The following is a 26,024-nucleotide window of genomic DNA, read 5'->3' as shown; positions in this document are numbered from 1 at the left end:
CCCCAAAAATTGGTATGTCTTGTTCTTCAACCTTCAACTTCTGTAGTACTAACTGACAGGAGAGTCTAAATATATACCTCCGCCCATGCAGGTCGAGCCAGGCATCACATACGTGCAGGCCACCCACGCCCATGCAGGTGCGCGAATGGTTATACATACGTGCAGCCACCCACGCCCATGCAGGTGCGAAAGGTAGTGCTTCTAAAGGGCGCACCTACCTTTCGCACCTGCCGGGCGTGGGCGTACCAGAGAAATGCGGCCTCCCAGCAAGAGGAGTCTGGTAGGTGCTAATAGAAACGTAGCCTCCCAGCAGGAGGGGTCTGGTAGGTGCGCCCTTTAGAAGCACTACTACCAGACCCTCCTGCATGGGCGGTGGGCCGCTTATTCAGCGTGGTTTTCTAGCCAGCATAGAGGGTTATCATGAATGTACTGGCGAGCAACTTCATATTGAGATCGATTCCAAATGATAGTGTCGCAAAAATCGCTTTGCCAACTGAAGTCGAAGGTTCCTGCACGGCGTGTTTGATATGTTGCCAGGCCCTTTAGTTTGCCTACAATATCACCCAAACGAACACGAGTATGCCCAAATTGTGGCTGCGGTTGCTCTCCCACAATGAAAAGAATGTGTATATGGGTTGGCATAACTGCGTAGCAATCTATCTGCACAAAAGGAAAATATAATGGAACCTTCTGAATTGCTTCACAAACGCTTTTTCCTTCAGGAGAAAAGATAACTTGTGCTGTCACGTGATCGATATCACTAAGTGGAGGAGCCAGCTTATGACAATGAATCGTGACATGATATATACCCGGTTTACTGTAATCATACCCAGGCAAATGATGCTGCTTAGGTTCAAAAGAAGAACCCAAGATCCTTTTACGATTATATGAACTCATAACATCTCTTTTATACACTATCCAAAATGGCATCGCAATTCAGGTAGGCAAATTTTCATGTGCAGCCTGGCATTTTCTGAGTACAGCTATTTATTGTTAAACATTTTTGATGTATATTCTAATATAGCTATACATTTGGAGAATGGCAAAATATATCCAACCATCCAAGCCAATTTGGGCGGGTTTATCAGATATCAGATAGTATCCACGCACCTACCGGGCGTGGGGCGCACCCGGACGTGCAGCCGTCCAGCAGGAGGGGTCTTGGTAGGTGCGCCCTTTAGAAGCACTACCAAGGCCCCTCCTGCATGGGCGGCTGGATGATTGCTGGGTACCTCCTGCATGGGCGGCTGGATGATTGCTGGGTACCTCCTGCATGGACGGCGCCGGCTACTAAGACCCCTCCCGCATGGACGGCGGGATGATTGCCTGGCCCCTCCTGCATGGGCAACACGATCATGTCAAGGCCCTTCCTGCATAGGCGGGAAATCCTTAGCTTAAGGCATATAGGGAGCCCTTTAGAAGCACTACCCGATCTGAACAAAATAAAGGAGCTAAAGCAATGAGCAGTTCCGGGGACAAGGATCTTATCTCGCAGGCGCAGGCTGGCGATATCGCGGGTATACAGGGGATCTTCGTACGCTATAGTCCTCGCATCCAACTCTATCTTGTGCGCCTGCTGGGGGAAGAGAAAGCCACCCCTTTGACTGTTCACACATTTCGGAGTGCCTGGGAGGCTCTGCCAGGCCTGGAGCCTGGCGCGGATTTTCTCACCTGGCTCTACCGTATCGCGACCAATATCGCCTATGACGCCCAGGAGCCCTCTGCTCGCGGTCTGCGTCGCCATTCCTGGCCCCTCTATAAACTCCTCGCGCTGCCTACAAGCACCCCCCCACTCATTAAGGCGGTGCTTCGCTTGCCCTTCTATGAACGAGCCTGCCTGGTCCTGCATGTGGTGGCCCGGCTCTCGCTGGCCGAGATTACCGCTTGCCTGGGTCTACCTGAGCGGCGCGTGCGCACCCACCTGGAGTCAGCCTGGTCCTGGCTGCGTTCTGATGAATATGCCTCCGCGACGGAGGAGGAGCTTCGCGAGGCTATCCTGGCTCTGCCACAGCCTGGCGAGCAGGTCAGCTCACCCTTTCTGGCTAGCGAAGAAGAGGAGGGCGAACAGTCCAATCAGCAGGGGCTGACTCTGCTTCGCCTCTCATCCTCGGCCTCCTATACGCGCCCCCTGCGCCAACGCATCTTCCTGCGCCTGGGACTGATGCTTACCTCTCTGCTTCTCGTCGTCTCTCTGCTTACGTCCGGTATGGCCCTGCTGCTTGTGAATAAAAATCAGTTAGTCTCTTCAAGCCAGCTTAAAGCCCCTCCAGTCTTCACCCCTGCGTACTATGATGCCCGCGTCGATCGGCCAGCTTGCTTCTTCGCCGACGAGTCCAACGATAGCCACGCGCAGCCCTCCATCTGCAATTCACATCTCTACAGCGATATTAATCAGCAACAATCTACGCGCCCCGGCTTTATTTTCAGGCTTCAACAAGCTTACGCCGATGCTAATGCTATCGGCCTGGCTTATACTCTCCTCCAGTCCGCTTACAACAACTTGAACGATGTCACGGACATGTTTGGTACGCTCTCCATCCAGGAGCTACACACAAGCATAACCATAGGGCACAAGTACGCGGCCTATAGCACGTTCTTTGGCCAGTACAACACTAACAACGATATCTCTTTCTTCTATCTACCCTCAAGTCCAACCCCAGGCGAGATTCACCAGCTTCATGTAACCCTGGATATCCACTCAATATGGCTTGTCGACCAGACGACAGGCGGCACTACTACCGTCTATAAAGGGTCACAGCCGCTCCGCTTTCAATTCACCCTGCCTTTTCACACTGGGCAGATCATTCCCACACCTCGCTCCAGCCACAATGCGCCATACAGCCTCTCACAGGTAACTATCACGCCCAGCATGACTCATGTCACACTGAACTGTCTCCAATCCTCGGCCTGCAAGGATATCGCCAACCTCCTCCTGACGGCCGGGAACAGCGCCTACCTGCCTTCAGATGTACGCTGGCACCTCCCCACCATCGACCTCTATTACCGCGCCACCAGTTTACAAAAGCATAGCACCTGGCATCTTTCTGCCACCAGCCTCACCGTCAGCATCCCCTCCATCTATTTTTAGTGGCAAAAACAAGGGACAAATACATGCAACAAATGCAAAAGCGACCCGCGTGCTTTAGCAGCGCAGCCCCCTACCAAACTACTATGCATGAGTAGCCTTCTACCCAGAGAGAAACGTACTATAAGGGATGAGGTAAGTAAGATTGTGTTGGTTGGAAGAAGAATACTTTGGTTCTATGAATATAAGAAAGGCACAAAAAGTCATTTATGAGTACAAAGCAAAAGAAACGCTTAAAAATCGCGCAGATCGCACCGCCCTGGCTGCCAATTCCTCCGGAAAACTATGGCGGGACAGAGTCTGTTTTGAATAATCTTGTGGAAGAGCTTGTCGCCGAGGGACATGATGTTACGCTTTATGCACCTGCCGATGCACAGACCTCGGCCCGGCATATCTCATTTTATCATGACTCGCTCCTCAAAGAGGGTACTCCCTGGCAAGCTCACCTTAAGGCCTACTTCCATATGTATAAAGCTGTGCAGCACATCCAGCAGGAGAATGACTACGATGTCGTTCATGGGCATCTCTCTTCATCTACAGATATGTATCTTCTGCCTATGCTGGCCTCGCTGGAGATGGCGCATATCATTACGATGCATAGCCATATGCCCTTTGACCGGGCCGGCACCTGGCTGGGTGACGCGGACAACTACTTCTTCTATGAATGGGGGCGTCAGTGCCCCGTCGTCGCGATCAGTCGCAAGGCCTGTCAGGTGGAGGCGGGGCAGGCGCCCTTAAATTGGGCAGGCGTTGTCTACAATGGTATCTCCATGAAGGAGTATACTGTTCCAGCCGATGCCCAGGTTGAGCCGTACTATGTCTGGCTGGGTCGCTTTTCGCCCGAAAAGGGACCGCACCTGGCTATTGAGGCGGCACGACGTGCTGGAGTTCCTCTGCATCTGGGCGGAACCATCGATACTTCCTCGCCCGAGGCTGAACAGTACTTTCATGAGCAACTTGAGCCACAGTTTGATGATGAGCAAATACGCTATCTCGGTCCTCTGGATATGGAGGGCAAGATCCAGGCCTTTAGTCGCGCCACGGCGTTTCTCAACCCTATCGAGTGGGAAGAGCCCTTTGGCATGGTCATGATCGAGGCCATGGCCCTGGGTTGTCCCGTGATTACCTTTGGACGCGGCGCAGCACCTGAGGTCGTATATAACGGTGTCAGCGGCTTCGTTGTGGATACACTCGATGAAATGGTCGAGGCCATGCCGCGAGTGAAAGACCTCGACCGCGCCCAGGTGCGTGCCCATGTCGACGAACACTTCTCGTCCAGGGCCATGACTCGCGCTTACCTCGATGTCTACCGCCAGGTTATGCCTGATACCGTTCAGCCGGATCGCTGTCTCCTCCCCATTAGCCATCCCGACGCCATCTAAAACCTGGTGAATAAGAAGAGGTTCTGGCCGGGAAGGGCGTGCCCTTCCCGGCCAGAACCTCTTCTTATTTATTTTTCTCGCCGACAAATAGTCCAGTTGGGAGATCAAACCAGTCGACGCCATCTACCTGCTGTAGCTTGAGGCTGGCTCGCTCTTCTGGTGTAGCCGCCGCGAACATAGATAGGATGCGTTGCACATTCTCCGAGGGCGTGCGCATACGCTGCGTCCAGGTTGGTACATCCATGTGAATACCCCAACTGCGCTCGAGGCACGCTAAAATACCTGCCTCCCCCAATAAGTGTAGCCACGTGTTCACAGAACGGTTGCGTATATGTGAGGGATCGCGCAGGGCCTCTATTTGATTAATAAAGTCGTCCAGGGTCTGCTCCTCTGGCACGATTGCATCAATCACTACCAGCCGCCCACCGGGTTTGAGGATACGCGCCCATTCTCTCACTGCCTGGGGCAGGTCCACAAAATGGTGCGCCGAGTGACGGCAGGCCACGACATCCGCGTATGCATCCGGCAGTGGAAGCACGTGCGCATCCCCCTCGATAAATCTCACATTGGAGATATGGCGCTCCTCAGCGAGCTTGCGGCCCGCCTCAAGCATGGGAGTTGTGAAGTCAATAGCCACAACCTCGCGGGCATGGGGAGCCAGCGCCAGCGCGGTATGGCCTGTCCCGGTCGCTACATCCACCACTACCTCGCTTCCATCCAGTCGTGCCACCTCGATTAGCCACTGTAAATCAGGTCCCTGAGCATGTACCGCGCTGGTGACATAATCGCTGGCAGCCACGCCAAAGCGGCTCTGAATCCGCTCATTACGCTCATCGGTCATAAATTTTCTCCTCTTCTACAGCCTGGGCATATCCTAAATGTTGTGCACATCCCAAGTATACCCACTCCTGCTTGATATTGTCTAATACTTATTTTTGCAAAAATTGATGCTTTTAGGGCATCACCAGTAGACGCGTATGCCAGTAACGGGCACCCGCTACTGGCGTACGCGTCTACTGGAAGTTAGGGGGGGGTTGATTTCATGGGTGTTTTTTGCGTCAATTAAAGCAGGGGAGCAGGCTAATTCTTTACGGTATTTTAATGCACTTTTATGTTATTATAGACATTATGAAGTAGACTCTTCTCGTACATTACAGGCAAAGGCTGACTGCCCGGCTCCTTCGCGGCACCTGGAGGAGGTTTCCCTCGTTATGCAACATAACACATCGAAAGCTCAGATGCACTCGCCACAAGCGTCCTCGCGGCTGCACCGTCTGTCCTCCGTGCCCACACGCCCTCTGCCCATTTTTGATCCCGCGATCCCGCGCCAGCCGAGTTCCCCCTTGATTGGACGCGCCAACGATCTGGAACTGCTTAAGCAGCATCTATGGGAGGATGGCAATGCCTCGCTGACCACACTCAACGGATTGCCTGGCATCGGAAAGACAACGCTGGCCATCACCCTGGCCTATGATGAAGAGGTGCTTGAATCTTTCGCGGATGGTATCCTCTGGGCAGGCCTGGGTCCGAGCGCCAATATTCCTAGCATCTTGAGCCGTTGGGGCCGCCTGCTTGGTCTCTCCCTGGCGGAGCAGAGTATAGACTATGCGGCCTGGACCAGGGCGCTGCACGCCGCCATCGGCTCGCGCCGCCTGCTGATCATTATTGACGACGCCTGGTCGCTTGAGGATGTGCTTCCTTTCAAGATTGGAGGGCCACATTGCGCGCACCTGGTGACCACTCGCTTCCCCACCGTCGCCGCGCATTTCGCAGTCAATGGACCATTGACGCTCCCCGAGTTGAATAAAGAGGAGAGTATGCGCCTCCTGCGTCATCTCGCGCCAACCGTTTTTCGTCATGATTCTCATAAAGAGAGTGACCTTGTCCAGGCTGTGGGCGGTCTCCCCCTGGCCCTGACCCTCATGGGCAACTACCTGCGCAAACAGGCCAACCATGGCAATACGCAGCATATTCAGAACGCTATTCAAAGCCTGAGCAATACCAGACAACGCCTGGAATTAAGTGAGGCGTACGACGCTAATTTAGAGCCGGAGCCGGGCGCGCCGAAACTGCGCTCGCTTCAGTCGGTGATCGCTATTACAGATCGGCAGCTCTCCTCAACGGCTCGTGCCGCGCTCTATGCGCTCTCTATTCTGCCACCCAAGCCACATAGCTTCTCTGAAGAGGCTGCGCTCACTGTCGCTGACTGCGATCCCGCTACGCTTGATGTGCTTATTGATGCAGGTCTCCTGGAGTGTAGCACCAGTGAGCGCTATACACTACACCAGACCATCTCCGACTACGCGCGTGCTCACTTAGAGGAGTCTGCGCCCTACGCTCGCTTCATCGCTTATATCCTGGATTATGTCGAGCAGCATGAGAAAGACTACGAGCTACTTGAGGGTGAGAGCGCGGTTATCCTGGGTGCACTCGACGCCGCCTATGAACACCAGTACTGGGCTGAACTAGTCAAGGGCGTCTGTGCCTTCGCCCCTTTCCTGCTCATGCGTGGCTCATATGCTCTTGCCCATACTCATCTCCAGCGCGCTTACCAGGCCGCGAATATCCTTCAGGATCGTGACGGCATCCTCAATACGCTGCTCCAGATCGGCGAGATCGCCTATCGCCTTGGCGAATATACTCTCGCGCACTCAACCTATCAACAGGGCATAGAACTGGCGCGGCGCTGGAATAACCGTCGCTATCTCTGTGCGCACCTCACGGGCCAGGGCTGGCTCGTCTGGAAGCGCAGCGATTATAGCAGCGCCGAGTCCTATCTGCGCGAGGGTCTCACTATCGCCCAGCAGGATAACTATCCCGAGTATCTTATCGAACAACTCCGCGTGCTCGGCTCCATCATAGCCAGTGGTGGCGACTATAACCGCTCCGAGGTATATCTACAGGAGGCGCTTAGTCTCGCCCGTACGCAGGGGGACCGCGAAAAGGTCAGTCGCCTCTATCTCAGCATTGGCGTGACTTATGCCGAGCAGGGCCAGAATGAGAAGGCCGAACACTTCCTCAACGAAGGTCTTAGCCTGGCACGCCAGATCGTCCACTGTGAACTCACTATCATCTTCTTGCTCAATCTCGGAACCCTGGCCTATGAGCAGGAACATTATGAACTGGCCGAGACACACCTCCAGGAAGGCCTGAAGCTGGCACAACACTTTCACCTACGCGAATGGATTGGCATCCTTCTCATTAATATTGGTGAAATGAAGATCAAGCAGGGAACGTACACTCAGGCAGAAGATTTTCTTGTACAGGGCCTTAAAGTCGCGCAAGAAATTGGCTCGCCGCGCATTATCGCCTCAGCGCATAACCTCTATGGCGAACTCTACCTACATCTCGACCTGGTCGAGCAGGCCTCGACAGCCTATCAGCACATGCTCACGACCCTCCCCGAGGGAGACCACGAGATGTATATCCTGGGGCAGTATGGCCTGGCACGCGTAGCCGCCGCGCAGGGCGATATTACCGAAGCGCGCCGCCTCGGCGATATCTGCCTTGCAAGCCTCGTCATGAGTGGGCACCGCAAAGAGGCCGAGGTCCGTACCTGGCTTGCCTCCCTCTCCATGCCCTCCAGCCCACTTTAAACAAATGTAGGGTCCATGCTGGCATGGACTCCGAGCGAAGCGACCTCCCTGTGCAGGGGTATCGGCCTGTGGGTCTCGGAGTCCATGCCAGCATGGACCCTACAAGAGGTTGGGTAAATTCAATTGTAGGACGCCACGCAAGCTAGTGATGACAGCGGAGGCTCAAACAATTAATGACGCCAGGTGTCGAGCCGGGCGTTGGCGTTTCAAAATATTGTAATGGGCGCCCCGTATAGGGGAGCGAGCTGGCCGCGGCAAACATAAGTAGAATACCTACCGCCAGCAACAAAAATGTCATGCTTACAACGAGCATGCCAGAGCGAGGCGAATACTTCATTGTGTTCTCACTAACCTTCTTAACAGGCATACACACACAGCAAATAAAATAGAAATATAACACTCTATTGAGTAAACGCGCAAACATCCGCTTTGTCTACATCCTCTGTTCATTTAGCTGCCCCTTACTCTAGAAAAGCCCTCTACAGCCTGAACGGGGGTATGGTATAATAGCTTCTAGAATAGGCGTTCTTGCTTTTGTCAACCACGCAATGCAAACCGAGAGGTGCTATGGCCACAGGAGAAACAGCGTCATCCACAAACCCAGAAACCCGGCAATCTACAGTAGTCGCCCGATCTCCTATGCAGGATCAGCATACAACTGATGATAGCTATCTCTTTGGTTGGGACCCCATGCCGGGCATTGTCTCTGTCTGGGCGCATCGGGATGGGCGCGCTCTCATCTGGCGGCGCGTACGAGAGCAAGAGAGTGAGCAAGTTGTTTGTCTTCCTGACCGCTTCCGCCCCTGGCTCTTTGCCACAACCCTTGAGGACCTGGCTCACCTGGGTTCAAGCCTGCTTCCACACGAAAGTGTTCCCAGGACGCGGCATGCTATCTGGTTCCGTGAGCTTGATGGCCCACCTGGCTCTTACCGCTATCTCCTCTCGTCCACGGATGGGCGTTTGCTAGAACGTGAGATCCTCTTTGGCGCGTCCCATCGCCTCAAATACCAGGTCAAGAGTCTTGCCGAAACCGACCTGGAGCATACCTATTACCGCGTGGGGGCCGTCGAGCAATACCTTATGAGCACAGGGCGCACCTATTTCCATGGCATGAACTACGAGGACCTGCACCGCCTGCAATTCGACCTGGAGACGACCTCGCTCGATCCACGTCAGGGACGCATCTTTCTCGTCTCCATTCGTGATAGCCGTGGCTTTACTAAGATCCTGGAGGCGCCGCAAGTCGGTGACGAGCCCCAGCTAATTCAGGAGCTTTGCCAGATTATCCGTGAGCGCGACCCCGATGTGATTGAAAATCATAACCTCTTTGGCTTCGATCTCTCATTTCTCAGCCGCCGCGCACTCGTGCATGAGATTCCCCTGGCTATAGGACGCATGGGGCCAGCAGGCTACCATGCAATACTTGAGAGCCGTGAAGAGACGCTGGCCGTGGGTCCCGAGGCTCGCCACCGCACACGCTACACCGTGGCCGGGCGCGAGTTGATTGATACACTTGATGCCGTACGCCGCCATGACTTCGTCGTACGCGACATTCCCAGCTATAGCCTGAAAGAGATCGCGCGCTACTTTGGCATTGCCTCGCCCCAACGCGTGTATATCGAGGGAAGCGCGATCTATGATACCTATCGCCAGCAGCCAGAGAAGGTGCGTCGTTACGCCCTCGATGATGTCGATGAAGTGGATGGACTCTCACGCCGACTCCTGGGTGCCCCCTTTGCCCTGGCAGCCATGGCCCCACGCCGCTATGAACGGCTCGCCTCGGCAGGCCCCGCCATGGGCATCCTCGAACCTATTCTCGTGCGCGCCTACCTGCGCGCCGGAACCGCGCTTCCCTGCCAGGCTGATTATGCCACGAACAACGCCGGTGTCGAGCCACACGCGGGTGGTGCCGTTCACCTCTTCGCCAGCGGAGTCGCCGAACACATCGTCAAGGCCGATGTTGCCTCGCTTTATCCTTCGCTCATGCGTACATTTCAGATTGGTCCCGCCTGCGATCGCCTGGGAGCCTTGCTCAAAATCCTGGCGCGCCTCACAGATCTGCGCCTGGCCCACAAGGAGGCCGCACGCCTCGCCGACCCCACCTCTATTGAGGGGAACCACCATAACGCCACGCAGGCCGCGATGAAGATTCTGATCAACGCCGCCTATGGCTATATGGGAGCTGGACAGATGGCGCTCTTCGCCGATCCGCAGGCCGCCAATGAGGTCACCAGCCGTGGGCGCGCAATCCTCTCGCAGGTGCTGCGCGCATTGGAGACGCGCGGACTCCTACCCATCGAAGCCGATACCGATGGCGTCTATTTCGCGGTCCCTCAGACCTGGACGGACGACAAAGAACGCGCCCTCGTGGCTGAAATCGGAGCCGAGCTACCCGCGGGCATCCGCCTGGAATATGAGGGGCGCTACCGTGCCATGCTCAGCCACGAGGTCAAAAACTATGCCCTCCTGACCTATGATGGCAAGCTCATCGTGCGTGGCGTAGCGCTGCGTTCGAGCCGCTCAGAACCCTTTGGTGAGCGTTTCCTACGTAAAGCCCTGAGCTGTACGCTTATGGGCGATATTCCTGGCGTGCGCCAGGCCTTCCTTGAAACCGTCAATGCCCTGCGCAATCGTCAGTTCTCCGCCGTTGATGTGGCAACCCGCGTGCGCCTGAGCAAGAGTCCCGCGACCTATCAAACATCCCGCAATTCACATCAGGAGCCAGCTTACGAAGCACTCTTAAATGCTGGCCGCAACGAGTGGCTACCAGGAGAGCGTGTGCGCTTCTACAAGGGGCGAGGACAGCGACGCTACATCTGGCTTCCAGAGGAGGCAGCCGAGGAGAATACCACACCGCAACACTGGCGACAACACCAGGCCTCGGAGAAGCAGTCTTCCCCCAAACAACGGGTGCGCCAGGATTACGATGTAGAGCATTATGTGCAAATGCTGGTCACCTCCTACGCCGCGCGCCTGCGTAAAGCCTTCGCACCCGAAGATTTTGAGCAACTTTTCAGCCTCAACCAGCCCGGCCTCTTCGATCTCTATGAGCGCCCAATCGAGGAAATTCGCCCCCGTCTGGAGCGTGAGACAACCAGCATCAATCTCTAACGGCCCGGCTAGCTATCACGCAATAATTCCCACCTGGCTTCGCTGTGCGCGATCATACTAATATTGATGGCAATCACCAGGCATACGGCTGTGATTCCACCAACCGAGACAATCCAGATATCACCCCGGATCAGAGGTGACCAGGGATAGGCAAAGGTGCTCACAATCGTCGCCAGGCAGGTAAGCAGCCCAACGACACTAATTAGTAAGAGCACGGGGCGAGGCAAGATTTTCTGCTGCCCTTGTGCGTGCCGCCTCTTCCCCAGGAAGAGGCTGAAGAGATTTATAAAGTAGAACGCCGTCGCAATGGTCCAGATGATCGTCAGTACCGCCGAAAGTATGGCATAGATACGGGGGACCAGCATGGTTGTTGTCCCCAGCTTTACCACATATGGCAAGACCATAAACACAACAACTACTACAAGCACGGCCGCGGCTGTATGGAAACGTATCGCAATCACTGGCTGTCGATGCCGATTAAGGTAGACCATTTGCCGGGGAAGAAAGCGGTCCGCACCAGCCACAAAGAGTAAGCGCGCCGAAGCTCCGATATAAAAGACAATTGTTGCCAGGCAAGAGAGCAAGGTGATACTTGCGACGACACTTCCAGCCCACGAGCCAAAGACCGCATCCATGACATGAATACCCGCAAATGACGGTACTGCCTCCTGCAAGACAGCGCGCCCGAGCACAATCAAAATGGCAAAGGGAACCAGAAAGTAACAGGCAAACACAATGGGAGTTCCACCAAAGAGGTGGGCCAGTACCATACGTCGCTTTGCCCTCCCTGCTTCACTCCTCAATTCACCCGCCATATTCAAAGGTCCACTCGCGCCGATAAAGCTCAGAGTGACCACACTAAAGAGCGAGAAGTTATCGGGGGTAATACGCCAGGAGGCTCCATCTACCAGGTCTTTCTGCAAAGGGTGCCCACTCCATAGCCATAAAGCGGCCGCAATGACAATACCTAGCACCGCCAGCAAGAGAGCCAGGGCCGAAATATTGATCATGTTGAGGGCGATACGCAAACGCCTGGTACATAAGAAGGAACCTACCAGCAGCAAGCCAATCATCACACATCCCTGCTGCCAGGGCTCTGTAAGCCAGTTTTTATTTAAGCCTGCCAGGATGGTGACAAAGGCATTGGCGGCTGTCACTGGAGCCAGTACACCACTGAGCCAGTAGCATAGTCCGACAAAGAAACTCCAGAAGCGGCCTAAAGCGTGATATGTCCAGTTATAGAGGGAACCTTCATGGGGATAGGCTATGCCTAGCTGCGCGGTCGCAAGCACGCAGGGAAGAAAAAAAGCCACCGCACCCAGTACAGTATAGGTCAGCGCCACTACGCCACCCGAGGCTTGCAAAACCGCGTTTGTAATGAGAAACATGGCCACAATATAACATGCCAACAGGTCCCGCCCACCAACGACAGAGGGCATAATTTTGGGGACATATTGCTCGGAAGGCAACGCTCCCTGGCCTCTCGCCTCTACCTCGCGCGCTGCTCTCCCTTGAACTACTTCAACGTTTTTTGAGGCCTGCATCACTTCTCTCCTCAACCTCAACTTCCAACACTGCCAGCCACCAGCCCACTTATTCCTCCACCCATCGTTTCTACATGCTGGCTTTTTTCTCGTATATTTCAATGTATACAATGTTGTGTCTTATATTACAATCCTTTAGGCATTAAAAATTACTATTATCCTATTATAGGTGCAACAATTTACACAAGCAACAGAAAATCAATCTACACTACACCAATCCAAAATCTGAAAAATAACTTACCCTGTGTGTAAGTTCGGTGAAGCTGCTCTGGAAGCCCTTGGGACTCCATTGGTCGCATCTCTCCGGGCGTGCTATAATACTACGGGTATTGCTTTCTGGCTGCTAACTCCTTCAGAGCGCCGTCGCCACCAAACAGCCCTACTGGCCATTTTCTGGTCCTGCTACAGGACTACTGGCTTCGTTTTTTTCCACTTGCATAGCTACCTGCTCTATTGGTGGCTACATGTGAGTCGAATAATATATTAGGGATTATCGAGATTATCGAGATTATCGAGATTAACCCATGCATGCCTTATTGAGCACGAATGCCACAGGTATCACGCGATGGGCTGTGTGAGCTTCTCACAACCCATCTTTATGGCACTATGCTCTGCTTGCGCGTATTCATCCTGCCTTCTCTGCTCAAAAAAAGACACTATATTGGCATACACATACACGCTCAAATATGACTATAAGCACATCTATTGTATATGCTGTGTAGTATGCATAGCGGCTAGCGTGCTTCCCTGATCACAAGGGCAACTATCAACAGAGAACGATGCCACGTTGGAGACTTAGACTATGGAGACTGTCTTTACAGATAGAGCAACATCACATATTCATAGCACACGCCCCTCCTGGGTGCTTGCTTGCGAGCGAACACAGCTTCTTACCCTCTTGCAACAAGCGGCAACACGCGCCCAACAGCAGCAGCAAAATATCTTTACGGCCCTTACGCTTCCTGTCGAGTCGCGCGATGCCTTACACATCTTTAGTGCCCTTCAAGTCCTTGAGTTGGGCGAGCGTTTTTTCTGGGAGAAACCAGCTAGCAATGAGGCATTAGTCGGCGTCGGAGCCGTCCTGACCATTGCAGCCGACGACGCTGACCGCTTTGATGTGGCGGCGCGGGCCTTGAGCACCTTTCAGGATACCTGCCTGGTCGCCACTACAGTTCCTATGAAGCGCGTCCCGGCTCCAGCTCTCTTTGGTGGCTTTGCCTTCGATCCACAGCGTCCGGGCACACAACTCTGGCAGGGCTTTCCCGCTGGCCTACTTACCCTGCCCCAACTACTGTATCGTCTCGATGACGACCAGGCCTCGCTCTCTATCCATGCCTGTATCCGTCCGCAGATGACCGAAGATGACCTGGAGCAACAGGTCACAGAAACACTGGCCCTGCTGCAACGCTTAAGCGCCATCGTTGAACACTTCCCATTCCAGCGTTTGCAAGAACTCAGCACCCAGACCACGTCCATGCCCAAACATGAAGTGCTGCCCGCTCAGCAGTGGATCTCGATTGTCGCTCAGGCTGTAGAGCAGATGCGTCAGGGAGCCTACCAGAAGATTGTCCTGGCTCGCGCGGTCGAGGTGCTTCATCCAGAGGGGGTTTTCGATGTTGAAACTACGCTGTATCGCCTGCGCCAGAGCTATCCTGACACCTTCGTCTTCGCTTTACAGCGTGGGAAGCACTACTTTGTAGGGGCAACTCCAGAACGCCTGGTAAGTGCACAAGAGGGCAGGATGCGAACCATGGCCCTGGCAGGTTCGGCTCCCCGCGGACATACGCTTGCAGAGGATGAGTATATCAGTCAGCAACAGCTCTACGGAAACAAGACTCGCCAGGAGCACCAGTTTGTGATTGATCTCATTCGTGAGTCCTTGAGTGAGCTGTGCAACCAGATCGAGATTGGGGAACAACCCCATGTGCGTAAACTCAAGAATATCCAACACCTGGAGACCTCGATTGAGGGGCGACTCAAGCCCGGTCATAACCTGCTGGAAGCGGTCGCGCGCCTGCATCCTACGCCAGCTGTTGGTGGCTTACCACGCGAAATCGCGCTCAAAGAGATACGAGACCATGAAGAGCTTGATCGAGGATGGTACGCGTCTCCCCTGGGCTGGATCGATACCAGGGGCAACGGAGAGTTCGCGGTCGCCTTACGCTCAGCCCTGCTTACAGGCGCCAAAGCGACTCTTTTCGCAGGGAATGGGATAGTCGCTAGCTCTGATCCCGAAGCGGAGTATACTGAAACCAATTGGAAGTTGCCAGTGATGTTACGCAGCCTGGGAGATGAAGAGTAAGCAAGTCTCTATTAAAATAGTCAAGCTGACGCAGTAGGGAGGAAAACGTAGTCAATCTTATGCAGTCACAAGAACATCTCCGTCCACAGAACGCAACCTATGCCTATGTCGGCGCCTTCGTTGAGGAGCTGGCACGAGCAGGCGTTCACCACGTGGTCTATTGTCCTGGTTCGCGCTCTACACCCCTGGCATATAGCTTTGCTCAATCACCTCACATACGCGCCTGGCTTCACGTCGATGAGCGTTCCGCGGCCTTCTTTGCTCTCGGCCTGGCCAAAGCGCTGGGGGAGACGGTGGCGCTCTTCTGCACCTCCGGTACAGCCGCGGCAAACTTCTTTCCTGCCGTGGTTGAGGCCCACCTGACCCATGTTCCGCTCCTGGTCCTGACCGCCGACCGCCCACATGAGCTACGAGAGAGCGGCGCCCCCCAGGCCATTGATCAGAATCGCCTCTTTGGCACACATACAAAGTGGTTTATGGATGTCGCGCTGCCAGAGGCGAGCCAGCCAGCTCTCCGTTACATTCGCGCGCTCGCACATCGAGTGAGCGCTCTGACACACGCCACGCCTGCCGGTCCTGTTCACCTGAATATGCCCTTCCGCGAGCCACTCACACAGGACCCACAGCCTGGAGCACCGCTCCCACCACCAGAAGAACGCCTGACCACCGCCTGGCAGGGGCGCGATAACGCACTGCCATATACAGCGGTCCATGAAGCTCCATTAGGACGCTTGCCAGAGGTCACGCTCTCTATGCTGGCCGCGCGCCTTCAGCAGCAGCCTCGCGGCCTGATTGTGGTTGGCCCAGGCACCGATCCTACCCTGGCGAGCTCGCTCATCCCACTGGCACAAAAACTGGGCTATCCTATTCTGGCTGATCCTCTCTCGCAGCTACGCTGTGCGCCTATCGATCAGCAGTTAGTGCTCTCCAGCTATGATGCCTTCCTGCGGCTCAACACCTTTGCTGAACGCTACGAGCCTGAGGTGGTGTTGCGCTTTGGCCCTATGCCGGTGGCAAAACCATTCTTGCTCTACCTACAACACTATCCCAGCTGCCAGCAGATCGTGATTGATGGACAGGGAGACTGGCAGGACCCAACCCACCTGAGCAGCATGATGCTTCACACCGAGCCCGCTGCGTTCTGTCGGGATCTCCTGGCTACGCTAATCGATACAGAGGCACCAGAAAGCTCTTCCTGGCTCGCAGCGTGGCAACAGGCCGACCAGCTAACACGTCAGGCATTACATACCGCGATTCAGGATTTCGCCGAACCCTTCGAGGGGCGAGTCTTCACTGAGCTAGCGGAACTGCTACCCACAGAGGCAACACTTTTTGTAGGCAATAGCATGCCTGTGCGCGATCTGGATACCTTCTTCTGGTGCCAGCCACGCCCTATACGCGTCCTTGCCAACCGAGGAGCCAACGGTATCGATGGCGTGATCTCAAGCGCGTTAGGAACCAGTGCCGCCAACGCGGTGCAGGAGCAGCCAGTGCCGACAGTGCTGGTGATTGGCGACCTGTCGTTCTTCCATGATCTCAATGGGCTTCTAGCGGCACGCCTGCATAAGCTTAATTTGACGATTGTGCTGGTAAATAATGACGGGGGCGGCATCTTCTCATTCCTGCCCCAGGCCGCGCAACCGGCACATTTTGAGGAACTCTTTGGCACTCCGACCGGGCTGGATTTCGCGCCCGTGATTGGGATGTATGGAGGGCGTTACTCCCTCGCAGAGGATTGGAACGTCTTCCGCCAGGCAGTCACGGCAGGTATAGACCAGGGCGGATTACATGTTGTAGAGATACGCACCGAGCGTGCAAGTAACGTCGCAATGCATCGCCAACTATGGCAGGTAGTCGATAAGGCCCTCAAGAACCTGGCATAAGCAGAGCAGAGAGGGAGGTAGACACGGTATGGGCAGTACACTACGCATTATGAGTCTGAGACAGCTTGCTGTGAATGGTGTGCACATGGGGGCGGTGATCTATGGGAAGCCACAGCATCCCCCCCTGGTCTTGCTGCATGGCTTTACCGGGAGCGCCCTCTCCTGGAGCCCACTATTCGCATCGCTTTCTTCATATAACGTCAAACTGATCGCGCTTGATATGCTGGGACATGGCCAGTCTGACGCCCCCAGCGATCCAGCGCGCTATGCTATGGAGCATTGTCAGGAAGATATTCTGGAGGCGCTCCGCCAACTGGATGTCCAGCCAGGGACAGCTATTCTGCTTGGCTACTCCATGGGCGGTCGGATCGCGCTCTACAACGCCTTTTCCGGCTTCTTCCGCGCGCTCATCTTAGAAAGTGCCTCGCCAGGGATGGCTGACAGCGAGGCGCGTCTTCAGCGCCGAACAAATGACGAGGCGCTCGCAAAACGGATTGAGCGCGAGGGCATTCCGGCCTTCGTTGACTACTGGGAGAAACAACCACTCTTCGAGAGCCAGCAAAGATTGCCAGAAGAGGAGCGGGAAGCCATCCATCAGCAACGCCTGGACAACCAAGCGACGGGTCTGGCAAATAGTCTACGTGGAGTTGGCACTGGCTCACAACCAGCGCTCCATGCACGCCTGGGCGAGCTCGACCTTCCCACACTCTTGCTCACAGGCGAATTGGATAGCAAGTTCTGTGCCATCGCGCAACAGATGCAACAAAAATTGCCTCGTGCAAGCTGGCATATCATTCCTGGAGCGGGCCATGCGCCCCATCTGGAGCAGCCTGAGCGCTTTGTTGCCCAGGTAGGGAATTTCTGTACCCAAGTGTTATCATAAGGGATAAAAGAGCGAGCAGGCGCGATCCAGTATGTATTGCGCTTGCTTGCAGAGCATATCTCTTTGATCTATAACTTATTCGAAGGAGAATATACCATGTCTTTGGATTGGCAGAAAGTCTGCGACTATACCGATATTATCTTTGAGAAGGCCGAGGGCATTGGCAAAATCACCATCAATCGCCCCGAAGTACACAACGCCTTTCGCCCGCGTACCCTGTTTGAGTTGATTGATGCTTTTAGCCGTTGCGGCGAAGACCCAGAGATTGGCGTCGTTATCTTCACAGGTGCCGGTGGGCGTGCCTTCTGCTCAGGTGGCGACCAGCGCGTGCGTGGCGAGGGCGGCTACGTTGGCGAGGATGGCGTTCCTCGTTTGAACGCCCTGGAGTTGCAGAAGGTAATTAAATACCTGACCAAGCCCGTCATCGCTATGGTCGCGGGCTACGCTATTGGCGGCGGGCATGTCCTACACCTGCTCTGCGACCTGACCATCGCCGCCGACAACGCCCGCTTCGGTCAGACCGGTCCACGCGTGGGCAGCTTCGATGCCGGTTGGGGCGCGACCTACCTGGCGCGCGTCGTTGGGCACAAGAAGGCCCGCGAAATCTGGTATCTGTGCCGCCAGTACAATGCCCAGGAAGCCCTGGACATGGGCCTGGTCAACACAGTCGTGCCCCTGGAGAAGCTTGAAGAGGAGACCGTCCAGTGGTGTCGCGAAATTCTGGAGAAGAGTCCCATCGCGCTGCGCTTCCTCAAGTCCGCATTTAATGCCGATACAGATGGGCTCGCCGGCATTCAAGAGCTTGCAGGCAATGCCACCATGCTCTACTATATGACCGAAGAGGGCAAAGAGGGGAAAAACGCCTTCCTGGAGAAGCGCAAGCCCGATTTCTCGAAGTATCCACGCCTGCCCTAAGCCAGCTACACGACCAAGAAGCATCATGCGTGCAGCTACCAGCAATCAATCTGGTAGCTGCATGCTATTGTACCTGGGACGTATTGAGAGAACATCTTTGAGCATAGAGGAAACGAGCATATGCAGGTACAGGCAATCGACCTTCTCCCCTATCGCATCCCTATGCCTGGGGGCTTCACGACGGCACATGGCACGTTTGCGCAGCGTGAGGGCTGTCTAATCAAGATTACGACATCAGGGGGCATCATAGGCCTGGGCGAAGCGGCACCACTGCCAGATTTCGGTGGCGCTACCTTCGCCGAGACCTATGCTGCTCTCAACACCCTGCGGGATCAGCTGCTCCAGCGCGACTGTGTGGAGGCAGTAAGCAGCCTCTATCCCCTCCTGGAAGAGCAGGGATATCCCGCCTCAGCCCTCTATGGCCTGGAATGCGCGCTGCTTGATGCATGGGGCCAGCACGAAGGCATGAGCCTGCATACACTGTTAGCCCCCGCTGGCACGCGACCACGTGCTAATGTCGCTGTGAACGCCGTCATTGGCGCCGCCACAACCGAGGCCGTGACACAGGCCGCGCAAAAAGCCATCCAGGCGGGTTTTGGCTGTCTAAAGCTCAAGATGGGTCTGTCTGATCATCCCGAAGAGGAAATTAAGCGAGTCGCAGCCGTACGAGCCGCGATAGGACCACAGGTACACCTGCGCCTGGATGTCAACGAGAAATGGAGCCTGGAGCAAGCAGCAACCATCCTGGAAGCCTGCACCCAATATGACATTCAATATGTAGAGCAGCCACTGCGTGCCTTTGACCTTGAGGGCATGTATCAACTCAGGCAAAGGGTAGCAATCCCCCTGGCAGCTGATGAGGCGGTCTACGACCTGGCAAGCACGCGTCGCATCTTAGACTGGCAGGCCGCCGATGTGCTGATTATCAAGCCGCAGCTGGTGGGTGGGCTCTACCCGGCACGCTCCATCATTCAAACGGCCAACGCCGCGGGCGTGCGTTGCGTGCTTACAAGCTCGCTTGAGGCAGGTATATCACTGGCAGCCACGCTCCACCTCGCAGCCGCCTCGCCCGAAGTGACGATGGAATGTGGCTTAGCCACGCTTGCGCTTCTCGAAGATGATTTACTCACCAATCAAATCACTATCAGGGACGGTTTAATGCCCGTTCCGACAACGCCAGGGTTAGGTGTACAGCTTGATCAGGCGGCCCTGGCTCGCTATACATTCATGCCATCACAAGAGGAAGTTCGATGAACACCGCTTTATCTCACGATACCATCTTGCCCAACTGGCTCCTACGCTGTGCCGAGAATCAGCCTAACCACCCGGCTATACAATGTGGTTCTATGCGTTGGAGCTTCACCGAATTGCTGCGCCAGGCCGATCACCTGGCCTACCAGCTCGCGGCTCGTGGCGTGAGCAAGGAGAGTCGTGTTGCCCTGCTGGCGACGAACGGTCTGCCCTTTGTCGTCACGGTCCACGCCTTGATGCGCCTGGGCGCCATCCTGGTCCCGCTCAATACCCGCCTGACCCAGCAGGAGCTTGCCTGGCAATTGAGCGACGTCCGGGCAACATTTCTCTGTAGTGACCAGCGCTACGCCGATATAGCCCAACAACTAGCTGACGAAATTACGCCTCTCGCGCATGTGCTCATTACAAGCGATGTCCAGCAGAACGTTCTTGTCGCGAATCAGACCGAGGGGCCTGTGATCGCGCTGCAAGAGACCATTGGCCTGGATGCGGTTCACTCCATTATGTACACCTCCGGCACCACGGGGCATCCAAAAGGGGTATTGATTACCTATGGCATGCTCTGCTGGGGCGCGCTCGGCTCGGCGCTCACTCTTGGCCATTATGCCGATGACTGCTGGCTTGCCTGTCTACCGCTCTTCCATGTAAGCGGACTAACAGTCCTGATGCGCAGCGTTATCAACGGTATTAGCGTCAACTTACACGAGAAATTTGAGCCTGAAGCCGTCAATCGAGCCATCTTTGAGGAGCGAGTTACCATTATTTCGGTTGTGGCCGTCGTCCTCCAGCGGATGCTTGATGCCCTCGACGCCCCAGGGGCACAGGGAAGGTACCCCGCGACGTTGCGCTGCGTGCTCCTGGGAGGAGGACCAGCCCCCAGACCCCTATTAGAGCGCTGCGCCGCTAAAAATATTCCTGTAGTACAGACCTATGGCCTGACCGAGTCATGCGCACAGGCGGTAACGCTCCTGCCTGCCGATGCGCTACGCAAACTTGGTTCGGCTGGCAAGCCCCTCTTCCCCGTGCAGTTGCGTATCCTCACTGAAGACCATCAGCCCGTTCCTCCTGGCGAGCCAGGTATTATTCATCTCCAGGGACCAACCATTACACCCGGCTATGATCATCGTCCCGAGGCCACCACGCGCGCATTTCACAATGGCTGGTTCACCACGGGAGACCTGGGATATGTGGATGAAGAGGGATACCTGTATGTGCTTGACCGGCGCACCGACCTGATCATCTCTGGCGGCGAGAATGTCTATCCAGCAGAGATTGAGGCTGTGCTCATGATCCATCCAGAGGTAGAGGAGGCAGGCGTATGCGGCGTTGATGATCCACAGTGGGGACAGCTCCCCATCGCCTTTGTACGCCTGAGAGAGGGGAGTAGCCTCACAACCACGGAGCTACTTCCATATGTTACACAGCATCTAGCACACTACAAACGGCCAAAGGCTATTTACGCGGTCGCACAACTTCCACGCAACTCAGCCGGGAAGCTCTTGCGGCGTGAGCTACCTGGATTACTCCCCTCCTAACGACAGAAGCGCTACAAATGAACAACAGAAATGCAAACAAAAGTTTCGCAAATGCGAAACTTTTGTTTGCATTTCTATATCATTTTTTGACATTTGAAAATACTTATAAGATTTTAATATCAAAATTCACGTATTTCATGGTATTATTGCTTATAAGCAGTTGCGTGTCCAGTATGCTTAATTTCCATTACAAGGAAGTAACGTTATGTATATCGCGGTAATTGAGGAAGAACCACTGATCCGAGATATGCTACACCATGCTTTGGAGCTAGGGGGTCATAGAGTCGATATCTATGGCACAATGCCAGAACAATTCCGCTTATATGACCTGCTCATTGTTGAGCCAGGAGAGTTCGGGCAAGGCTTTCCCGCCATTTCTCAGCTTATGCGTGGCTATTGCATACCCATCTTGATTCTTACTTTTTATGAGTGGAACGTGTGTATGGCGAGGGAATATAATCTACCTGCGATTCACAAGATGCCATTTCGCTTGACGCATTTACTCAGGACGATTGGACGCTTTAGCCAGTTCAAAGCACGTTTGCCTCAACCACAACCTCATCAAAGCCCCCTTGAAGCGTGTTAGGATAGTTTTATGGCCCTGCCTGAAACAGGGCCAGCTCGCTGCGCGATAGTCCAAATCTCCTCTCCACTGGTCACCAACACACTCGCTCGCTTACAATGAGAGAGATGATTTAAATTCCTGATAGGTGGTCTGGTGCGTGCTGCTAACCTGCGGCTGGCAGCCACGCACCAGACCACCTATCAGGCGAGCGCCGCGGCGCGAGAGGTCAAGCACAACTGAAAGAGATACATTGCTATGTTCCAACCAATTTTGGCAACCCTGGGGTATATTCTCTCCCCCGACGGGAAGCAGATCCTGATGATTCATCGCAACAAACGACCAGACGACCTGCACTATGGCAAATACAATGGCCTGGGTGGCCGTGTAGAGGCCAATGAAGATATTGTTACGGGCATGCGCCGCGAGATACGCGAGGAGTCGGGGCTAGAAGCAGACCATATGCAGCTTCGCGGCACCGTTTCCTGGCAAGGCTTCGGCAAGAACGGGGCCGACTGGTTCGGCTTTATCTTCCTGATCGATGCCTGGCATGGCACGGCACACAGCGGAAACGCTGAAGGCACGCTGGAGTGGGTGCCGCGCGATACCATCACCACTCTACCCATGTGGCCCAGCGACAAGTATTTCCTGCCCATGGTCTTTGATGGCGAGCCTCAGCCCTTTCATGGACACATGCTCTTCCGCAACGGCGAATGCCTCAGTTGGAACTATCAACGCCTCTAAAAACCTGATAAAAAGTGTTGACAAAATGGCGCCTGTGCTATATACTTATTTCCAGTTCGAAGGAGTGAATAGCTTCGGCGGACACTGTCCGGAGAGGTCGCATAGTGGCCTAGTGCGGCGGTTTGCTAAACCGCTGAAGGAGCAATCCTTCCGAGAGTTCGAATCTCTCCCTCTCCGCTAGCTTTACAAATATGTAGAGTTAACAGTTTTAGACCCTGTAGGGGTGGTGCCCAACGGTTGAGGCGGTCGTCTCCAAAACGACTTTCAGAAGGTTCGACTCCTTTCACCCCTGTCTAGCTTAAGCGTCTCCTTACTCTAGGAGACGCTTTTTCTTATACAAATTGTTTTTCCCAGCATGAGTTTCAGTTTGACTATGACAGTTGGGGCAAAGTATACGCAGATTTTCTAATCTATTATCGTTATTTATACCATTAATATGATCTAGATCAAAGGCCAGTGGCTTCCCCTGCCATTCGGTTATACCACAAATGGCACACTCTCTTTTTAAGACTCCAGCTCGTAACAAACGATTCTTCAAATGGTATCTTGCTGTTTTATGACGATCACTCACTAACAGAACTTCAAGAGGAATGATGTGGTCGTTCGGTTCAATATCACCTCTTTTAATCGCCTTAGACCATGTGCTATTAGCAAACCCAAAGTTTTTCTGGCATTCTCTCATACCGTGACCTGCATCATGATATTTCTGAATCTCTTGCCAGTCGTACTGAGGCGTTTGGTTTCTAGACATCTTCATCTTTTGGGCATGAAAGGATATAGTTGATTTATTGCATCCCACTTTCTTCGCTATTTCGTTATAAGACATTCCTTGTTGCAGCAAAGAAATAATCTCTTCTTTTTTATCCATACACTGCCTTTCTAAATCTCCTCAAATGTGCGCGAAGCCCATTCGAATAGATCCAATTGCTGCACTTACCCCTCACAGGAAGCCTCTTTGACTTCTCCGCTGCTTTGGGTCGCCTGCAGCACACCGCACTCCACAGAGGGAGTGTGTGGCCCTCGCCGGGCAAGGAACCTCGTCAAAATGTTCACCGCGCTATTCTCATCGCGATCCATGACGAGTCCACATTCTACGCAACAGTAGGTTCTCTTCCACAGCGGCCTGGCTTGCAGATTCCCACAGCCACTACACTGCTTGGAGGTGTTGCGCTCATCTAAGAAGTGCAATTCTTTCCCGTACAATTGGCATTTGTACTTCAGCATTTCGAGGAAGGTGGAGAGTCCCCACTCATTATAGACCGCTCTATTGAGCTGCTTATTGCGCTCTACATGCTGTTTTGTGACCATTTGTCTCTGGGAGAGATCGCCAACCACAACGGTTCTTTCAACCAGTTTGTGGGCCATCAGGTGGGATGCTTTATGCAAACTATCCCGTTGTTTCTTGCGTTTTTTCTGGGATACGCGCTTGTACACTTTGCTGAGATGGAGATAGCGACGTGACTTTTTCTTGCATTTATCACGCTTGGATCGAATGTTGTCCAGTTGCTTGTTATACCATTTTGCCCCTTTGAATCCGCCAATGGTGTAGACTCTGCCTTGCTCATTCACGCCTGTTGCTAGGGTTTTGATGCCAAGATCAAAGGCGGCAACATCATCAGTTGAACAGGGCTTTGATGGCCGCTCTGCCGGGAAGGAAGCATAGTAGTTGCCTCTGGCATCCCGACTGATCGCCACCTTTTTGAACTGTTCTGGCGGTCTCTCAGTGAGACGGGCAGTGACGTTGGGATGTACCTTTGCCCCATGCTTCCCGCCACCACCTGTAGGCAAGATGAGCTTGTCACCCTCACGTTTGAGGTACATGGCAGGATAGCAGAGCGTAAAAAAGCCGTGTCTTGGACGTACACGTGGAAATCCAGGCTTTTCACCTGCTTTCACTCTACGATAGAATGCTTTCATGGCCCCATCAAGGCGATAGTAGACCTCTTGAAGCAACTTGCCATACACCTGAATAAGCTCAGGATCATGGTGCTTACTTTCTTGTAAACTCCGTTTGGCTTCGTAGAGATTCCACTTCTCTCCTTCCCTGAGCCTCATAACCCACCAGTTGTACAGCCCTCGACATTTGCTTTGCATGAACTCAAGCGTAGCAGCGTCCTGCTCGCTCACGTCAATCTTGATCTTTTTGCAAAGCAGCATCTTTCATCACTTTCTTGTAGGATCTGAGTCCGTGAAGCCTGGCACTAAATACGGTTATGATGGCGATAAGATCGCGCACAAGCTCTTGCTCAGGAGAAAGGTGGTCACCATGAAGAAGAACCAGTTGGGTGTGATGCCGTTCGCAGAACGCCTCAAAGTAGTCATACCCAAACCGCACTAAGCGATCCTTATGGGCAATGATAATCGTGCGAACCTGCCCTAACTCAACCATCTCCATCACATGATTGAAGCCTTTGCGTTTGTAATTGAGTCCACTGCCAATATCCTGTACCCATTCATCGACAGTGATCTCATGAGCAGTACAATACGCTTGTAAGGCAGTCATTTGGTTGGTAAGGTCAGGTTTTTGTGAGACCCCTGAAACGCGCGCATAGACAATGGTACGTCCCTGTTCTGGTGCTTTGAGCCCGCGATACTCAAGATACTGATCGTGGGTGTAGTAGCGCCTGTTTGATTGTGGAGAACGATGAGCAACTAACTTGCCATCGCGGTCCCATTTTTGCAGCGTCTTGGTTGACTTGCCAATAAGCTTCCCAAATGCCTGAATGCTATATGTGTTTTGCATAAGCATATTTTAACATATTTGAGTGCTTATGCCAAAACAGTTTTATTTCTCCTCCTGCTCCCACAAACCTTACCAGCGCTGCATTTAATGCTCATGTATCTAAAGACATGCATAAATTTTCGACTCGCATTAGTGGTAATGCCTTTAAGCACATAGACTTATATATTACCGGTAAAGTACCTCACGGCATTTCTGCTCGTGTCAGTGCAAAGACCTGTTTACAGGCATTGAACATAATTTCTAGAAAACAGTATACAAAAGTCCCGCTTTTGTGTCAAGCCCTCGTTTTCCTTTTTTTGTTGCTCCACCATCCAAGTCATTCCCACAAGAAACGGCACTTGTATCCCCATCGCTCAAGCTAGGTTTTTACGGGCCCATTTGATAAATACAAGCAAACAAACATACGCCTATTTATAAGTATGTAAGTGACAAAGAAGATAAGGTACTTGCATATAGAAGGTTCAATTGTTGATTTAGAATGGTTAATA

The 26,024-nt window shown here is 53.8% G+C and carries 19 protein-coding genes and 2 tRNA genes; 14 read left to right on the top strand and 7 right to left on the bottom strand.

The window, feature by feature from the left end:
• Positions 1–381: 381 nt before the first annotated feature.
• Positions 382–897: a transposase gene (locus KTE_RS18020; protein WP_201383210.1), complete on the bottom strand. Its 516-nt coding sequence runs from the start codon at positions 895–897 to the stop codon at positions 382–384.
• A gap of 562 nt (positions 898–1,459) precedes the next feature.
• Between KTE_RS18020 and KTE_RS18015 the strand changes: the two genes are divergently transcribed.
• Positions 1,460–3,088, top strand: a complete 1,629-nt coding sequence (locus tag KTE_RS18015; protein WP_201383208.1) for an RNA polymerase sigma factor — start codon at positions 1,460–1,462, stop codon at positions 3,086–3,088.
• Positions 3,089–3,294: 206 nt separating this feature from the next.
• Positions 3,295–4,467, top strand: coding sequence for a glycosyltransferase family 4 protein (locus KTE_RS18010; RefSeq protein WP_201383206.1), 1,173 nt, complete (start codon positions 3,295–3,297; stop codon positions 4,465–4,467).
• Between the two features lie 64 nt (positions 4,468–4,531).
• On the opposite strand, the gene KTE_RS18005 is transcribed toward KTE_RS18010, so the two are convergent.
• A complete protein-coding gene (locus KTE_RS18005) occupies positions 4,532–5,308 on the bottom strand; it encodes a class I SAM-dependent methyltransferase (RefSeq protein WP_201383203.1) in 777 nt (258 codons plus the stop codon).
• A 370-nt stretch (positions 5,309–5,678) separates the two neighbouring features.
• Between KTE_RS18005 and KTE_RS18000 the strand changes: the two genes are divergently transcribed.
• On the top strand, positions 5,679–8,063 hold the full coding sequence (locus KTE_RS18000) for a tetratricopeptide repeat protein (protein ID WP_201383201.1): 2,385 nt from the start codon (positions 5,679–5,681) through the stop codon (positions 8,061–8,063).
• 142 nt (positions 8,064–8,205) lie between these two features.
• On the opposite strand, the gene KTE_RS17995 is transcribed toward KTE_RS18000, so the two are convergent.
• Positions 8,206–8,400: a hypothetical protein gene (locus KTE_RS17995; RefSeq protein ID WP_201383199.1), complete on the bottom strand. Its 195-nt coding sequence runs from the start codon at positions 8,398–8,400 to the stop codon at positions 8,206–8,208.
• Positions 8,401–8,702: 302 nt separating this feature from the next.
• Between KTE_RS17995 and KTE_RS17990 the strand changes: the two genes are divergently transcribed.
• Positions 8,703–11,174: a DNA polymerase domain-containing protein gene (locus KTE_RS17990; protein WP_236600479.1), complete on the top strand. Its 2,472-nt coding sequence runs from the start codon at positions 8,703–8,705 to the stop codon at positions 11,172–11,174.
• Positions 11,175–11,182: 8 nt separating this feature from the next.
• Here the strand turns inward: KTE_RS17990 and KTE_RS17985 are convergent, their stop codons facing one another.
• Positions 11,183–12,718 carry an APC family permease gene (locus KTE_RS17985; RefSeq protein WP_201383195.1) on the bottom strand — a complete coding sequence of 512 codons (1,536 nt, stop codon included), beginning with the start codon at positions 12,716–12,718 and terminating at the stop codon, positions 11,183–11,185.
• An 802-nt stretch (positions 12,719–13,520) separates the two neighbouring features.
• Between KTE_RS17985 and KTE_RS17980 the strand changes: the two genes are divergently transcribed.
• The 10 genes from KTE_RS17980 to KTE_RS17935 all read left to right on the top strand — a co-directional run bounded on the left by KTE_RS17980 (position 13,521) and on the right by KTE_RS17935 (position 23,085).
• Positions 13,521–15,020, top strand: coding sequence for an isochorismate synthase MenF (locus KTE_RS17980; protein WP_201383193.1), 1,500 nt, complete (start codon positions 13,521–13,523; stop codon positions 15,018–15,020).
• 59 nt (positions 15,021–15,079) lie between these two features.
• Positions 15,080–16,903: a 2-succinyl-5-enolpyruvyl-6-hydroxy-3-cyclohexene-1-carboxylic-acid synthase gene (gene menD / locus KTE_RS17975; protein ID WP_201383191.1), complete on the top strand. Its 1,824-nt coding sequence runs from the start codon at positions 15,080–15,082 to the stop codon at positions 16,901–16,903.
• Positions 16,904–16,931: 28 nt separating this feature from the next.
• The gene (gene menH, locus KTE_RS17970) at positions 16,932–17,786 is read left to right on the top strand and encodes a 2-succinyl-6-hydroxy-2,4-cyclohexadiene-1-carboxylate synthase (RefSeq protein ID WP_201383189.1); all 855 of its coding nucleotides are present in this window, start codon (positions 16,932–16,934) and stop codon (positions 17,784–17,786) included.
• 96 nt (positions 17,787–17,882) lie between these two features.
• The gene (menB, locus tag KTE_RS17965; protein ID WP_201369394.1) at positions 17,883–18,701 is read left to right on the top strand and encodes a 1,4-dihydroxy-2-naphthoyl-CoA synthase; all 819 of its coding nucleotides are present in this window, start codon (positions 17,883–17,885) and stop codon (positions 18,699–18,701) included.
• Between the two features lie 120 nt (positions 18,702–18,821).
• A complete protein-coding gene (gene menC / locus KTE_RS17960; protein ID WP_201383187.1) occupies positions 18,822–19,955 on the top strand; it encodes an o-succinylbenzoate synthase in 1,134 nt (377 codons plus the stop codon).
• Positions 19,952–21,487, top strand: coding sequence for an o-succinylbenzoate--CoA ligase (locus KTE_RS17955; protein ID WP_201383185.1), 1,536 nt, complete (start codon positions 19,952–19,954; stop codon positions 21,485–21,487). The genes menC and KTE_RS17955 overlap by 4 nt, the downstream gene beginning before the upstream one ends.
• 205 nt (positions 21,488–21,692) lie before the next feature.
• Positions 21,693–22,073 carry a response regulator transcription factor gene (locus KTE_RS17950; protein ID WP_201383183.1) on the top strand — a complete coding sequence of 127 codons (381 nt, stop codon included), beginning with the start codon at positions 21,693–21,695 and terminating at the stop codon, positions 22,071–22,073.
• 234 nt (positions 22,074–22,307) lie between these two features.
• Positions 22,308–22,793, top strand: coding sequence for an 8-oxo-dGTP diphosphatase (locus tag KTE_RS17945; RefSeq protein ID WP_201383181.1), 486 nt, complete (start codon positions 22,308–22,310; stop codon positions 22,791–22,793).
• 90 nt (positions 22,794–22,883) lie between these two features.
• A tRNA-Ser gene (locus KTE_RS17940) sits at positions 22,884–22,970 on the top strand.
• A gap of 42 nt (positions 22,971–23,012) precedes the next feature.
• Positions 23,013–23,085: transfer RNA gene (locus KTE_RS17935), tRNA-Trp, on the top strand.
• 18 nt (positions 23,086–23,103) lie between these two features.
• Here KTE_RS17935 and KTE_RS17930 read toward each other — a convergent pair.
• The 3 genes from KTE_RS17930 to KTE_RS17920 form a co-directional block, all read right to left on the bottom strand.
• Positions 23,104–23,661: an HNH endonuclease gene (locus KTE_RS17930; protein ID WP_201383179.1), complete on the bottom strand. Its 558-nt coding sequence runs from the start codon at positions 23,659–23,661 to the stop codon at positions 23,104–23,106.
• A gap of 65 nt (positions 23,662–23,726) precedes the next feature.
• Complete coding sequence (locus tag KTE_RS17925; RefSeq protein ID WP_201383177.1) at positions 23,727–24,950, bottom strand: RNA-guided endonuclease TnpB family protein; 1,224 nt, start codon at positions 24,948–24,950, stop codon at positions 23,727–23,729.
• The gene (locus tag KTE_RS17920) at positions 24,922–25,536 is read right to left on the bottom strand and encodes an IS607 family transposase (RefSeq protein WP_201383175.1); all 615 of its coding nucleotides are present in this window, start codon (positions 25,534–25,536) and stop codon (positions 24,922–24,924) included. The genes KTE_RS17925 and KTE_RS17920 overlap by 29 nt, the downstream gene beginning before the upstream one ends.
• Positions 25,537–26,024: the final 488 nt, after the last annotated feature.

Source organism: Ktedonobacter sp. SOSP1-85 (assembly GCF_016587415.1).
Classification (GTDB): Bacteria; Chloroflexota; Ktedonobacteria; order Ktedonobacterales; family Ktedonobacteraceae; genus Ktedonobacter.
This window is presented reverse-complemented; position numbering and strand designations above follow the sequence as displayed.

Bases quoted from the DNA above. Each gene is read 5' to 3' on its own strand.
- menC (WP_201383187.1), top strand. From the start codon at position 18,822: ATGCAGGTACAGGCAATCGACCTTCTCCCCTATCGCATCCCTATGCCT.
- menD (WP_201383191.1), top strand. From the start codon at position 15,080: ATGCAGTCACAAGAACATCTCCGTCCACAGAACGCAACCTATGCCTAT.
- menB (WP_201369394.1), top strand. From the start codon at position 17,883: ATGTCTTTGGATTGGCAGAAAGTCTGCGACTATACCGATATTATCTTT.
- KTE_RS18010 (WP_201383206.1), top strand. From the start codon at position 3,295: ATGAGTACAAAGCAAAAGAAACGCTTAAAAATCGCGCAGATCGCACCG.
- KTE_RS18000 (WP_201383201.1), top strand. From the start codon at position 5,679: ATGCAACATAACACATCGAAAGCTCAGATGCACTCGCCACAAGCGTCC.
- KTE_RS17995 (WP_201383199.1), bottom strand. From the start codon at position 8,400: ATGAAGTATTCGCCTCGCTCTGGCATGCTCGTTGTAAGCATGACATTT.
- KTE_RS18005 (WP_201383203.1), bottom strand. From the start codon at position 5,308: ATGACCGATGAGCGTAATGAGCGGATTCAGAGCCGCTTTGGCGTGGCT.
- KTE_RS17930 (WP_201383179.1), bottom strand. From the start codon at position 23,661: ATGGATAAAAAAGAAGAGATTATTTCTTTGCTGCAACAAGGAATGTCT.
- KTE_RS17985 (WP_201383195.1), bottom strand. From the start codon at position 12,718: ATGCAGGCCTCAAAAAACGTTGAAGTAGTTCAAGGGAGAGCAGCGCGC.
- KTE_RS17980 (WP_201383193.1), top strand. From the start codon at position 13,521: ATGGAGACTGTCTTTACAGATAGAGCAACATCACATATTCATAGCACA.
- KTE_RS18015 (WP_201383208.1), top strand. From the start codon at position 1,460: ATGAGCAGTTCCGGGGACAAGGATCTTATCTCGCAGGCGCAGGCTGGC.
- KTE_RS17990 (WP_236600479.1), top strand. From the start codon at position 8,703: ATGCAGGATCAGCATACAACTGATGATAGCTATCTCTTTGGTTGGGAC.
- KTE_RS18020 (WP_201383210.1), bottom strand. From the start codon at position 897: ATGAGTTCATATAATCGTAAAAGGATCTTGGGTTCTTCTTTTGAACCT.
- KTE_RS17925 (WP_201383177.1), bottom strand. From the start codon at position 24,950: ATGCTGCTTTGCAAAAAGATCAAGATTGACGTGAGCGAGCAGGACGCT.
- KTE_RS17945 (WP_201383181.1), top strand. From the start codon at position 22,308: ATGTTCCAACCAATTTTGGCAACCCTGGGGTATATTCTCTCCCCCGAC.
- KTE_RS17955 (WP_201383185.1), top strand. From the start codon at position 19,952: ATGAACACCGCTTTATCTCACGATACCATCTTGCCCAACTGGCTCCTA.
- KTE_RS17950 (WP_201383183.1), top strand. From the start codon at position 21,693: ATGTATATCGCGGTAATTGAGGAAGAACCACTGATCCGAGATATGCTA.
- KTE_RS17920 (WP_201383175.1), bottom strand. From the start codon at position 25,536: ATGCAAAACACATATAGCATTCAGGCATTTGGGAAGCTTATTGGCAAG.
- menH (WP_201383189.1), top strand. From the start codon at position 16,932: ATGGGCAGTACACTACGCATTATGAGTCTGAGACAGCTTGCTGTGAAT.